Raw genomic sequence first — 12,545 nt, forward strand, 5'->3', positions numbered from 1 at the left:
GAAGAATTTTGCGCTTTTGTCTGTTTTACGCGATGAAATAAGCAAAAAGATCCATTCTTCGTTCGATTCTGCGGAGAATGGATCTTTTTATATAGAATGGATCGGCGGAAATTAACTACTAATGATGTGTCGTCGAATTTGGATAGGCCAGCATACGTTCGATTTTTTGTTTCGCTTTTCGGACTTTGATGCCATGGAGCTTCAGAAAATTCTGGAATATGAGGGCTCCTTCTTCCAAAGACTCGGACTCGAATTCTAATTCGTAATCCATCTGATCCTGGTAGAAACTTTTATCCAAGAAGAAGGTACCTTTGTCACCCGGGAAATCATAGCGGATGGTCGAGAGTTGTCCGATTATGACAAGGTCCCCTGGCGCGATACCTAATCCCTTCAATTTGTCGGCTACATTCCCTGTTGCTTTCATCAGATGAGCTTCGACCAATGTTTTTGCTTCATCGAGAGTCAAATCATCATTCGTTTCCAATTTTTCATTTTCTTGGATAGGCGTCTTCAGTGTAATTTCACCTTTATCTTCATACATCCGGATGCGCAGTCCACTGTTCAGACCCTTCAGTTTAAAGTCAGGTGTATCGAAATAGATATTGGTTTGTTTGGTCGGTTCAGTTTCATCAAGGTCGAAGGCAACGATCAACGCTTCGTATTCTTCTTTATTTAATAGGTTTTTGAATTCTTTTTCAATATTTTGGCTCATTGTCGGTACTTCCTTTCTGTTAAGAGGGTCGTTTTGATCGCGGTAGCTGATCAAAATTCGAATGTGCGTCAAATCCATTCATCAGCACATAATCGAGTAGGTGATGCAAAATCTTAATCATATTGTATCATAAGTTTTGCATTGGTTATCATTTAGCGATACTGATGTAAAGTGCGTATTGTTTATATTTGAATAAAAAATGAAAAAAAATGAATTCGTCCCTTTTCGACAAGAATTGTATAGAATCATAAATAATTGTGATAAAATAAAGTAGCATATACTATATGATAGGGTGTCGTTCTATGGAAAATAAGGAAGTTGAAAACTGGGATTCATTTTTAGCGCCGTACGAACAAGCGGTAGAGGAACTAAAAGTTAAGCTGAAGGGAATCCGCAAGCAATATCGCGATGAGAATACGCACGCCCCCATCGAATTCATTACGGGACGTGTCAAAACAAAGGAAAGCATATTGGAAAAGGCGGAAGTCCGGGATATCGACTTGACCAGACTGGAACAAGACGTACAGGATATTGCCGGATTGCGGATCATGTGCCAATTTGTAGAGGATATACACGAAGTTGTGCGCCTTTTGCGCGCAAGAAAAGACTTTAAGATCATCATAGAACGGGATTACATTACGCATAAAAAAGAGAGCGGCTATCGCTCGTACCATATGGTGATCGAATATCCGGTCCAACGCATTTATGAAGAGAAAAAAATACTCGTCGAAATTCAGATCAGGACATTAGCCATGAATTTTTGGGCAACGATCGAACATTCGTTGAACTACAAATATCGAGGCGAATATCCTGAAGAATTGCATGACCGTCTGATACGCGCGGCAGAAGCTGCCTTTCGTCTTGACGAAGAAATGTCGGAAATACGCGAAGAAATCAAGGATGCGCAACGTTATTTTTCCGATAAGAAAGAAGATGGACGATAAAATTATTCGAGAGGAGATCGGATATGAAAATTGCACTGGTCCATAACCAGACGCCAGAGACGTTATCCGTTGCGGCGAAGTTCAAAGAGATGTGCCTCTCTGAAAAAATTGAAATTATCACGGACCATCCGGATCTTGTGGTATCGATCGGGGGCGATGGCACATTGCTTTCGGCTTTCCATAAATACGAAGAACAATTGAACCATGTGCGATTTGTGGGAATCCATACTGGACATCTGGGCTTCTATACGGATTGGCGTACTTATGAACTGCCGGAACTTGTGGAAAGCCTGAAGCATGACAAAGGGGAAAGCGTCAGCTATCCACTGCTCGATGTGCGCGTCAAGTATGCTGATGAGGAGGAAGAAACCCGCTACATTGCTCTGAACGAAGCAAGTTTGAAGAAAATGGACGGAACAATGGTTTGCGATATCTACGTGAAGGATGAGCTGTTCGAGACATTCCGGGGTGATGGTCTTTGTGTTTCCACTCCTACAGGTTCGACCGGGTTCAGCAAATCGCTTGGTGGAGCCGTTATCCATCCTCGCACGGAAGCTATCCAGCTGACCGAGATGGCCTCGGTGAATAACCGCATCTATCGGACGCTGAGTTCACCCATGATCATAGCGAAAGACGAATGGATTGTTATTTATCCTCACAAGGAAGATCGCTTGATTTTGTCTGTGGATCATTTGACATTCAAGAAACGAAGCATCGAACGACTGTTTTACCGGATTGCTCAGGAGCGCGTGCATTTTGCGCGTTACCGTCACACGCATTTCTGGGATCGGGTGGAGGATGCGTTCATCGGCGTGAAGAAAAACGATAGGAACGAACGGACAAAGGAGCGGTGAATATGTCAACCAAAAAGTGGCTGCTGAAGGCGCGTTTGAAGGAACAGCACATCGAAGCGCTGAAGGGGCTCTACCCGGATTATGAGATGATTACCGATGACGCGGAAACAGAAGGTTTCAGTGCAGTCGAATGGACTGTCGGATGGAACGACGAATTGACCAACCTGTTGGAGGAAGGAAAGTTGCCTTCATTGAAATGGGTCCAAGCGATTTCGGCAGGCGTGAACAGTCTTCCCTTAGAAACCTTTGAAAGAAAGGGAATCTACTTGACGAACGCGAGCGGCATCCATGCTGAACCGATTGCTGAATACGTCATCGGCGTATTGCTTTCGCATATGCGCGGATTGAAGGCTGCGATCCTGAATCAGCCTCAACGCAAATGGGAACAGACCATGGAACTCCAGGAACTGAAAGGCAAGACGATGATGATCGTAGGTGCGGGTCACATCGGGAATCGGCTGGGAGAACTGGCCAAAGCATTCGGTATGAAAGTCATCGCTGTCAATCGCAGCGGTAAGGATTTACCTGGCATGGATGTGACGGTCAAAATGGATGATATTGTTACAGTCATCGATTTTGCGGATGTTGTCGTGGATATCCTTCCCCAAACGGATGAAACCTATCGTGTGTTCAATGATGCTCTATTCTCGCGCATGAAAAAGGGTGTTCTATTCGTGAATGTAGGGCGTGGCGCCACGGTGGACAGCGATAGTCTCATCAAAGTGTTGGACAATGGGACGGTGGCCTACGCGGCTTTGGATGTGTTCGACGAGGAACCGTTGCCGGCAGAAAGTCCATTATGGAGGCATGAAAAGGTACTGATTACGCCGCACTTTTCGGGTGTGGTTGAACATTTCCGGGACAGTCTGTTTGAAGTTGTCTTGGAGAACGCAAAGAGTTACAAAGAAGACGGCAAACCAAGCCGTAATCTGATTGATTTTGGGAAGAAATATTAACAGATAAAGAAGGGCTGCACCAGCGACTTGGCAGGTGTGGTCTTTTTTGCCAATTTTTTTCACATGACGGCGGGGCATGAGTTGTGGAATGTGCTCATTTTGGTTAGAATAGGAATGTATGTTACCAGGCTGAATCCTGAAGCTTTCAGGATCATTGTAATGCTTGGTGATCTGTTCAATATCCGGACCAGCAAAGAAACAATCAATCCGGCTGATCCGCATGTAGAGATTTGGTATAGAGTAGGGGTAGTGTGTAGTGATTTTTAGCTGGATATATGAAAAAGAAGAGACGATACAAATGAAGACTTTTTTACGTTCCAAGGGTATATCAAAAAGTCTGCTTGCTACGATCAAATTTGATGGTGGCAGTATCTGGCTGAACGGTAAAGAAAGAACGGTCTTGGCGACCTTGAAAAAGGGCGATAAAGTAATGATCCGGATTCCGGATGAAGGGGAGCATGAAACGACTGTCGGAGTGGATATGCCTTTGGACATATTATTTGAGGACGACCACTTTTTAATTGTGAACAAACCATTTGGCGCTGCCTCCATACCATCAAAGGTGCACCCGCGTCTTTCAATGGCGAATCGCGTCAAAGGCTACTACCAACGTCAAGGCTACGTGGACCAAGTCATCCATATTGTCACGCGATTGGATCGCGATACGACCGGTGTGATGCTTTTTGCAAGGCATGGGTATGCGCATGCTCTGATGGACACGTTATTGCGCAACAAGGAAGTCGACAAAACGTACCGAGCGATCTTATCCGAACCGGTGCTGACGCAACCCCACGGATTCATCGATGCCCCCATCGGCAGGACAGAGGATTCGATCATGACGCGAATGGTCAGGGAAGACGGTAAACAAGCGCTGACGGAATATTGGTTGGATAAGACCTATCCTGATGGGCAGACTGTGAAAATCAAGTTACATACGGGAAGGACCCATCAGATTCGGGTGCATTTCACCTCCATCGGTGCGCCACTGCTTGGAGATGACCTTTATGGAGGAAAGGCTGACCCAGAAATATTACGGCAAGCCCTGCATTGTGAGTCATTGGCATTTGTGCATCCGATCAGTGGGGAGCCCTTAAAGATAGAAGCGCCGTTGCCGGATGATTTCATCAAATGGGAAAGCAGACAGAGAGACAAGGAGGCTGATGTCCGTGTTGGAACCACAATATGAATTTGAACTGGACGAAGCGTTTGCGAAAATCCGCGAATCACTCCAAGGCGAGGATATGGAAAAATTCCGTTCCGATTTTTTGGACTATCACCTCTACGATCAGGCCCAGATCTATCTAGCCCTGGCGCCTGAGGAACGTATTGCGATGTACAATTATCTCTCCGTAAATGAAATGGCTGACATGTTCGAAATTATCGAAGAAGATGTCGAGTCGATCGAAGCGTATCTTTTGGAAATGAACAATCAATATGCAGCTGATATGTTGGCCAACATGTATGCCGATAATGCCGTTGATATGCTGAAACAGCTGAAGGATGAGCGGATTTGGTTGTATCTGCGCCTTATGCCTATAGAGGCGGCAAAAGAAATTCGCGCCCTGTTGAATTATGAAGATGAGACTGCCGGGGCCATCATGACGCCGGAATTCGTCTCGATCGTCGCCAACCAAACGGTTCGTTCAGCGATGGCCATCCTCAAGAGTAAAGCGCCTGATGCGGAAACCATCTACTATATTTACGTCGTCAATGTGGATAATGTACTGGTCGGCGTCATTTCCTTGAGGGATCTGATCGTGAACGATGAAGATATGATGATTGGCGATATCATGAGCGAGCGGATCGTTTCCGTGAACGTAAACGAAGGGCAAGAAGATGTAGCTCATAAAATCAGGGACTATGACTTTCTGGCTGTACCGGTAGTCGACGAAAACAATGTATTGCTGGGGATCATCACCGTCGATGACATCATTGACGTCATCGATGAGGAAGCCGTCAGCGACTTCTCCGGTTTGGCCGGGGTCGACGTTGAGGAGCAATCGGAAAATCCTTTTGTGGCGGCATCCAAGCGGTTGCCGTGGTTGATTACGCTATTATTCTTGGGTATGGGAACATCCACTTTGATCAGCCAATATGAAGGTTTGATTTCGGATGCATCGATCCTTTCCGTGTTTGTCACCTTGATCACCGGAACATCCGGTAATGCGGGGACACAATCGCTTGCCGTCGCAGTCCGCAAGATCGGCATGCAGGATGATGAGGAGAAAAATTTGTTCCGTACCATTTTATCCGAGTTGGCGACCGGGGTGATTTCCGGATTGGTTACTGGTGTCACGATTGCGCTCGTCATCGGTGTTTGGAAACAGAATTTCATTTTGGGTGGGATCATCGGCATTTCCATGTTGGTTGCCATCACGGTTGCGAATCTGGCCGGCAGCTTGATTCCGGTATTGATGGATCGTCTTGGCTTTGATCCTGCCGTCGCAAGCGGACCGTTCATCTCGACATTCAGCGATTTAACATCCGTTTTGATTTATTTCAATATCGCAAAACATTTTATCAACACGCTTATGTAGGTGCAAAAATAGGCAATGAACAAGCAAACGCTTTGTCCATTGCCTATTTTTTAACGGGGTTAGTGCTCATCCCCTAAACGCGAATCATCACGCTCTATCAAACGCGTTCTGATTCGCGGGGGATTCCGCCTAAGCTGCTATTACGTCACGGCCAAAAAGCGGCCGTTCTCGTAATAGCCTCTTAGTGCTCATCCCCTAAACGCGAATCATCACGCTCTATCAAACGCGTTCTGAATCCCAGAAATCTGTGCCTAAGCTGACTACCACACACGGACAAAAAACGTCCGCTTAGTGTTAGTCCTCTTAGTGCTCGATTTCTACCCGGGATTCATCACGCTCTAATATTTTGTCCATGTCATGATGCAGTATTCCAGCTTCTTCGTATTCTTCGCCGCAGATGGTATAGCCGACTTTTTCGTAAAATCCGATGGCATGGTTCTGAGCGCCGAGGAACAGGCGCTTGCCACCGAGCTCACGTATGTATCTTTCGATTTCTTGCATGAGGATGCTGCCGTATTTCTTTTCTCTTGCGACTTTGCGGATGGCAACGCGCTGCACCTTGTATTTACCGTTTTCCATCGGATAAATGCGGGCAGTGGCAACCGGAATGGATTTTTGATAGCCAACGAGGTGTAGGGTTTTATCTTCCAAATCGTCAATTTCTATCGAGACCGGTACCTGCTGCTCCTCCACGAATACTTCTTTGCGGATGTCCAAGGCATCCTTGTAGGTTTTGGATTTTAGATTTTGTGTCCATTCAAAATGCAACAACGCGTATTCCTCGCTTTCAAAATTTACTAGGTTCGTTGGAACCTCTGTTCTTATTTTACCTGAATCAGCATTTTTTGTCTGAAATAATTGCTTTTGTCTTTTTTAAAGCCTTTCTTTTGCTATACTTATATAATCAGCTAGAGGAGGAATAGTATGCTTGACATAATTGAAACAATCCAACAATTGACAAACATTCCATCGCCAACAGGATATACGGCGGAAATCATCGGATTCTTGGATGAAAATCTGAAAAAAAAGGGATATCAGCCTGAACGGAATCATAAAGGAAGTTTGATGGTGACGGTTAAAGGGAACGAAGACCACAAAAGGCGTTTTGTGACTGCGCATATCGATACGCTGGGGGCGATGGTGCGCGCAATCAAACCGGATGGTCGCTTAAAAATAGAGCTGATCGGCGGGTTCACTTACCATTCAATTGATGGTGAATACTGCACGATCCATAGTGCTGCTACCGGAAAAGAGTGGACGGGTACGATATTGTTGCACCAAACCAGTGTCCATGTATACAAAGATGCGCGAACGGCTGAACGCAGTCAAGACAATATGGAGATTCGTCTGGACGCGGAAGTGCACTCTGCAAAGGATGTCGCTTCGCTTGGCATAGGGGTAGGGGATTTCATCAGCTTTGCTCCCCGGACAGAGATTACGCCATCCGGTTACATCAAGTCAAGACATCTGGACGATAAAGCGAGTGCGGCTATCTTGCTGCAGTTCCTGCACCGTATCGCGGACGAAAACCTGATGTTACCGTATACGACTTGTTTCTTCTTTTCGAACAACGAGGAAATCGGCTACGGCGGCAACTCGAATATGCCACCGCACACGATGGAATATTTGGCTGTCGATATGGGTGCGATGGGCGATGATCAGCAGACTGACGAGTATACCGTGTCCATCTGCGTGAAGGACGGATCGGGCCCTTACCACTTCGGACTTCGTCAACAATTGGTCGGATTGTGCGAATCAAAGGCCATTCCTTACAAGTTGGATATCTATCCTTTTTACGGCAGTGATGCCTCTGCAGCCATGAAAGCGGGTTGGGATGTTCGCCATGCTTTGATCGGACCGGGAATCGATGCAAGCCATGCCTACGAGCGGACCCATCGGAAGTCTCTCGATGCGTGCGCGAGCTTGTTGGAAGCGTATCTGTCCGCTCCGATGATCGAAAACTAGATTCGCAAAAAGGGGATATTCAATGGAAAAGTCAAAGAAAACAAATCTGCTTTACTGGAGTATTTGGCTCTTAGTGATGGCGTGCTTAGTCTGGGTTTCCACAAAAATCGATTTTATTTTTTATCCGATCGGGGCCTTCATCTCTACGATCTTTACACCAGTTCTTGTGGCAGGATTTCTGTATTATATCTTCACGCCGTTCATCGAACTGCTTGAGCACAGGCTGAACATCAAACGTCCGATAGGCATCCTGATAGTCATGTTGCTTCTGATCGGCATCGTCATCTTCTCGTTTTTGGCGCTCATTCCGAATCTTGTAAACCAGATCGGAGAGTTGCTGACAAATTTGCCTGGTGTTATCCGTTCCCTGAATAATATCTATCAGCAAGTGATTGAACAGGAATGGGTTGCGCGGCTGGACATTCCGACCCAATTGTCCCAGTTGAGCGGAAATATTCAAAGCAGTATCACCGCCTTTCTCAATGGCCTGACTGGCAGCATCGGTTCTGTTCTGTCGGCCGTAGCCAATATTGCCTTGCTTGTCGTCATCATTCCGTTGATTTTTTTCTATATGCTGAAAGATGGACATAAGTTTCCGGAAGCGGTCGCTCAGTTATTGCCTCAGGAGTATTCAGCAGATGTTTTGGCGCTCCTGAAGGAAATCAACAAAACAATCGCCAAATATATCAGCGGACAGGCACTCGTTTGTTTGTTCGTAGGGACATTCACCTTTATCGGATATCTACTGATCGGATTGCCTTACGCCTTCCTGCTTGGAGTCACTGCAGCCGTCACAAACATTATTCCTTATCTTGGACCCTACATCGGCTTAATTCCGGCCGCAATAATTGGATTGACAGTCTCGCCGGCGAAAGCGCTCTTGGTCTGTGCGGTTGTCTTAGTAGTACAGCAAGTGGAATCGAACATCATTTCACCAAACGTCTTGGGCAAAACATTGGATATGCATCCGCTGACGATTCTCTTTTTGTTGTTGGCTGTCGGCAAGATTTCCGGTGTTCTGGGAATGATATTGGCGATTCCTACGTATGCAGTCGTAAAAACCATCGTTCAATATGTCCACAGATACGTTAAAAACAGGAAGAAAAAAGTGTTATATAAAGAATAATGAAAATTAATATGGATTCCAAGGGTTATTGATTGCTTTTTACCTTTGGAATCCTTTATTATATAAAAAGTATTAAGAGCATAACGAATCAATTTGTGCAGTTTTTATTATGAATTATGAGAATCGTTGCGGTTGATTTGTGCAAAATATATTAATGCGGAAAATTTAGGAGGAAGTACAATGAAAGTAATCGTAGTGGGATGTACACATGCCGGAACATCAGCAGTGAAGACAATTTTGAAGGAGAATCCAGGGACTGAAGTAACGGTATACGAAAGAAACGATAACGTTTCGTTCTTGTCATGCGGGATTGCGCTTTACGTCGGCGGTGTCGTGAAAGATCCACAAGGATTATTCTATTCTAACCCTGAGGAACTTGCTTCGTTGGGCGCAAACGTAAACATGCAACATGATGTAACAAACATTGATACAGCGGCAAAAACTGTTTCTGTGAAAAATTTAGTTACTGGGGAAGAAATCCAAGACACTTATGATAAATTGGTTCTGACTACTGGTTCATGGCCAATCATCCCGCCAATCGAAGGCATCCAGAGCAAAAATGTTTTGCTTTGCAAAAACTACAACCAAGCAAAAGAAATCATCGCACGTAAAGACGATAAAAAGAAAATCGTTGTTGTCGGCGGCGGTTACATCGGTATCGAATTGGTGGAAGCATTTGCCAACGATGGAAAAGAAGTAACATTAGTTGATGGTTTAGATCGCATTCTGAATAAATATTTGGATACTGAATTCACGGATATCCTTGAAGATGACTTGCGCGCACATGGCGTAAAAGTTCAATTGAACGAAATGGTTAAAGGTTTCAAAGACAACGAAGCGGGTGACATCACTACCGTAGTTACTACTGGCGGAGAATATGACGCTGAGTTGGTCATTCTTTGTGTCGGATTCAGACCGAGCACTGAGCTTGTCAAAGGCCAAGTGGAAATGATGGGAAATGGCGCAATCATCGTGAATGATTACATGCAAACAAGCGTGCCTGATGTTTATGCAGCAGGAGACAGCTGTGCGGTAAACTATAATCCGAATGGTGGGCACGCTTATATTCCGTTAGCAACAAATGCAGTACGTATGGGAATGTTGGTAGGGAAAAACATCAACGGACCTAAAATGAAATACCGTGGAACCCAGTCCACTTCAGGCTTATACCTAAACGGATTCAACATTGGCTCAACAGGTGTGAATTCCGCAAGTGCCGAAGCATTCGGTCTTGAAACACGTTCCGTAATTCTGGAGGATTTCTACCGTCCTGAATTCATGCCATCAAACGAAAAAATATTGATGAAACTTGTCTATGAAGTAGGCACAACCCGCATCGTTGGCGCACAACTGATGTCCAAATATGACATTACACAATCAGCCAACACATTATCATTGGCTATCCAAAACAAAATGACGATTGAAGATTTGGCACTTGTTGACTTCTTCTTCCAACCTCATTTTGACCGTCCTTGGAACTACTTGAACTTGTTGGCTCAAAAGGCTTTGGAACAAGAAGCTGAATTAGCTGCTAAATAATTCAATTCCATAATTTGGAACCCCTCCGTGATCGCTTGTTGATTATCGGAGGGGTTCTTTTGTTGGAGAAAGGGTATATCCGGATAAAATACTTGTTTTTTTTGCCGGGTCATTAGATAATGAAAGATAACAATCAACTTTCAAAGAGATCTAAAAAACGAAGGAGAAACATTCTATGACCACAGACCCCAGTAATCAGACATTGCTTTGGCAATTGTTGTTGATTGCGGTATTGACATTGGTGAACGCATTTTTTGCGGCATCTGAAATCGCATTTGTTTCATTGAATAAAAACAGGGTGGCGAACCAGGCAATCAAAGGTGATGAAAAAGCACGCAAAATTTTGGCGCTTTTGGATCATTCCGATGACTTTTTGGCGACCATCCAAGTTGCCATCACTTTCGCGGGCTTCCTTTCCAGTGCTTCGGCTGCCAATACATTCGCAGCCAAACTCGATCCCTACCTGAGTAATATACCAGGAGCAGAACAGGTAGCCATCCTGATCGTGACGTTAGCACTCTCCTACATTTCCTTGGTATTCGGTGAGTTGTATCCGAAACAACTGGGACTGCAACGGCCGGAAGAGGTGGCGCGTGCCGGTGCTGGTTTCATCACTGTCGTACAAAAACTGATGAGACCTTTCGTTTGGTTCTTGTCTTTTTCAACGAGTGTTCTTGAGAAAATGACACCGATCACTTTCACAAGCGGAAATGACATGTTTTCGCGTGAAGAGGTGCGTGAATTGTTGGAAAAGAGCAGTGATGAAGGGACCATCGAACGGATGGAATTCAATATGCTTAAAGGTGTGCTTTCCATGGACAATAAGATGGCTAGGGAAGTAATGGTACCCCGGACGGATACTTTCATGCTGGATGTGAACGATGATGTCGAAGAAAACATAGAAGCCGCGCTGGATTCTCCTTATACACGCATACCGATTTACGAGGACGACAAGGATAATATCATTGGTGTGTTGCATTTGAAAAATTTATTGAAGGAATCCAAAAATACGCCCATCGAACAGATTGATTTGCGGAAAATCATGAATGAGCCACTATTTGTTCCAGAAACCATACTCACGGATGAGTTGATGTCTTACCTGAAGAAAAGCCATAACCAGTTGGCGTTGCTTCATGACGAGTATGGCGGTATGGTCGGGATTGTGACCTTGGAGGACATTCTTGAGGAAATTGTTGGCGATATCGAGGATGAGTATGATGAAAGTTATGTTCTGATCGAACGGATTGGAGATAATGTATACGAAGCCGATGGGGCTACGCCTTTGCATCGCTTCAATGATTATTTTGGTACGCAACTTGAGTCAGCGGATGTCGATACGATCGCCGGTTATCTGTTGACGGAGTTGGGTGAGTTTCCGGAAGAAAATGAGCAAGCATCCATCGAGGAGAACGGATTGATCATCAAAACATTGGCGTTCGATAACCGCCGGCTTTTAAAAGTTGGCGTGTCTTATATCAATGAGAATGATCGGCCTGCAAAAGAACGTTTCAAAGAGGACGAGGCAGCTGAAACTGCCGATGGAGCGGAAGAAACAGAAGAAAGAGACTGAATGGTGAGCAGCCCCTCCCGGATCGATGAACATCGATCCGGGAGGGGCTGTTTTTTTGGTTCCATATGCTCTCGCAAGGGAATTCTTGTGGAATGCTCGGATTTCTTGTATAATAACAAAGGTATTGTCGTGGATTAGCGTGTGCATATTGCTCATGCTATCTTTTTGTGTAAAGGAAAGCAGATGATATTTTGAAACTAAGCGTTCGCCGCTGCAGACGTGTGATGGTTTTTCAAAATGTCTCCTGCTTCCAATATAAATGGCTAGCTCCACGGGTTTGCCCTGCGGAAATGAAAACGATCAGATTGCAGTGTTTCCATGCTCAGGGCTAAGCGAACTCGC

At 45.0% G+C, this 12,545-nt stretch carries 11 protein-coding genes; 9 read left to right on the plus strand and 2 right to left on the minus strand.

Translation table 11 applies throughout. The annotated features are described in order from the left end of the window. Positions 1-118: 118 nt before the first annotated feature. On the minus strand, positions 119-712 hold the full coding sequence (locus ACTCCX_RS00835) for a CYTH domain-containing protein (RefSeq protein WP_276646063.1): 594 nt from the start codon (positions 710-712) through the stop codon (positions 119-121). A gap of 302 nt (positions 713-1,014) precedes the next feature. Here ACTCCX_RS00835 and ACTCCX_RS00840 point away from each other — a divergent pair, with 302 nt between their 5' ends. From ACTCCX_RS00840 to mgtE, 5 genes are all read left to right on the plus strand, one after another. Beyond that, positions 1,015-1,656 carry a GTP diphosphokinase gene (locus ACTCCX_RS00840; protein ID WP_276646060.1) on the plus strand — a complete coding sequence of 214 codons (642 nt, stop codon included), beginning with the start codon at positions 1,015-1,017 and terminating at the stop codon, positions 1,654-1,656. A gap of 23 nt (positions 1,657-1,679) precedes the next feature. Then, on the plus strand, positions 1,680-2,510 hold the full coding sequence (locus ACTCCX_RS00845; protein ID WP_463274280.1) for an NAD kinase: 831 nt from the start codon (positions 1,680-1,682) through the stop codon (positions 2,508-2,510). A 2-nt stretch (positions 2,511-2,512) separates the two neighbouring features. After that, entirely contained in the window at positions 2,513-3,466 is a 954-nt protein-coding gene (locus ACTCCX_RS00850; protein ID WP_463274281.1) for an NAD(P)-dependent oxidoreductase, read from the plus strand. 298 nt (positions 3,467-3,764) lie between these two features. Further along, the gene (locus ACTCCX_RS00855; RefSeq protein ID WP_422302996.1) at positions 3,765-4,652 is read left to right on the plus strand and encodes an RluA family pseudouridine synthase; all 888 of its coding nucleotides are present in this window, start codon (positions 3,765-3,767) and stop codon (positions 4,650-4,652) included. After that, positions 4,627-6,003, plus strand: a complete 1,377-nt coding sequence (gene mgtE / locus ACTCCX_RS00860) for a magnesium transporter (protein ID WP_086988322.1) — start codon at positions 4,627-4,629, stop codon at positions 6,001-6,003. The genes ACTCCX_RS00855 and mgtE overlap by 26 nt, the downstream gene beginning before the upstream one ends. 303 nt (positions 6,004-6,306) lie before the next feature. On the opposite strand, the gene ACTCCX_RS00865 is transcribed toward mgtE, so the two are convergent. Further along, positions 6,307-6,774 carry a GNAT family N-acetyltransferase gene (locus ACTCCX_RS00865; RefSeq protein WP_463274282.1) on the minus strand — a complete coding sequence of 156 codons (468 nt, stop codon included), beginning with the start codon at positions 6,772-6,774 and terminating at the stop codon, positions 6,307-6,309. A 153-nt stretch (positions 6,775-6,927) separates the two neighbouring features. Here ACTCCX_RS00865 and ACTCCX_RS00870 point away from each other — a divergent pair, with 153 nt between their 5' ends. The 4 genes from ACTCCX_RS00870 (at position 6,928) to ACTCCX_RS00885 (ending at position 12,203) form a co-directional block, all read left to right on the plus strand. Continuing rightward, on the plus strand, positions 6,928-7,968 hold the full coding sequence (locus ACTCCX_RS00870; protein WP_086988323.1) for a M42 family metallopeptidase: 1,041 nt from the start codon (positions 6,928-6,930) through the stop codon (positions 7,966-7,968). Positions 7,969-7,990: 22 nt separating this feature from the next. Further along, positions 7,991-9,094, plus strand: a complete 1,104-nt coding sequence (locus tag ACTCCX_RS00875; RefSeq protein WP_422255337.1) for an AI-2E family transporter — start codon at positions 7,991-7,993, stop codon at positions 9,092-9,094. 180 nt (positions 9,095-9,274) lie between these two features. Further along, entirely contained in the window at positions 9,275-10,633 is a 1,359-nt protein-coding gene (locus ACTCCX_RS00880) for an FAD-dependent oxidoreductase (RefSeq protein ID WP_288926791.1), read from the plus strand. A 175-nt stretch (positions 10,634-10,808) separates the two neighbouring features. After that, positions 10,809-12,203, plus strand: a complete 1,395-nt coding sequence (locus tag ACTCCX_RS00885) for a hemolysin family protein (RefSeq protein WP_463274283.1) — start codon at positions 10,809-10,811, stop codon at positions 12,201-12,203. Positions 12,204-12,545: the final 342 nt, after the last annotated feature.

The sequence above is a fragment of the Trichococcus sp. genome (assembly GCF_055118575.1).

What these genes read in the sequence shown, in the direction of transcription:
- ACTCCX_RS00845 (WP_463274280.1), top strand. Translation starts at nt 1,680, where the DNA reads ATGAAAATTGCACTGGTCCATAACCAGACGCCAGAGACGTTATCCGTT.
- mgtE (WP_086988322.1), top strand. Translation starts at nt 4,627, where the DNA reads ATGTCCGTGTTGGAACCACAATATGAATTTGAACTGGACGAAGCGTTT.
- ACTCCX_RS00885 (WP_463274283.1), top strand. Translation starts at nt 10,809, where the DNA reads ATGACCACAGACCCCAGTAATCAGACATTGCTTTGGCAATTGTTGTTG.
- ACTCCX_RS00840 (WP_276646060.1), top strand. Translation starts at nt 1,015, where the DNA reads ATGGAAAATAAGGAAGTTGAAAACTGGGATTCATTTTTAGCGCCGTAC.
- ACTCCX_RS00850 (WP_463274281.1), top strand. Translation starts at nt 2,513, where the DNA reads ATGTCAACCAAAAAGTGGCTGCTGAAGGCGCGTTTGAAGGAACAGCAC.
- ACTCCX_RS00855 (WP_422302996.1), top strand. Translation starts at nt 3,765, where the DNA reads ATGAAGACTTTTTTACGTTCCAAGGGTATATCAAAAAGTCTGCTTGCT.
- ACTCCX_RS00870 (WP_086988323.1), top strand. Translation starts at nt 6,928, where the DNA reads ATGCTTGACATAATTGAAACAATCCAACAATTGACAAACATTCCATCG.
- ACTCCX_RS00835 (WP_276646063.1), bottom strand. Translation starts at nt 712, where the DNA reads ATGAGCCAAAATATTGAAAAAGAATTCAAAAACCTATTAAATAAAGAA.
- ACTCCX_RS00875 (WP_422255337.1), top strand. Translation starts at nt 7,991, where the DNA reads ATGGAAAAGTCAAAGAAAACAAATCTGCTTTACTGGAGTATTTGGCTC.
- ACTCCX_RS00880 (WP_288926791.1), top strand. Translation starts at nt 9,275, where the DNA reads ATGAAAGTAATCGTAGTGGGATGTACACATGCCGGAACATCAGCAGTG.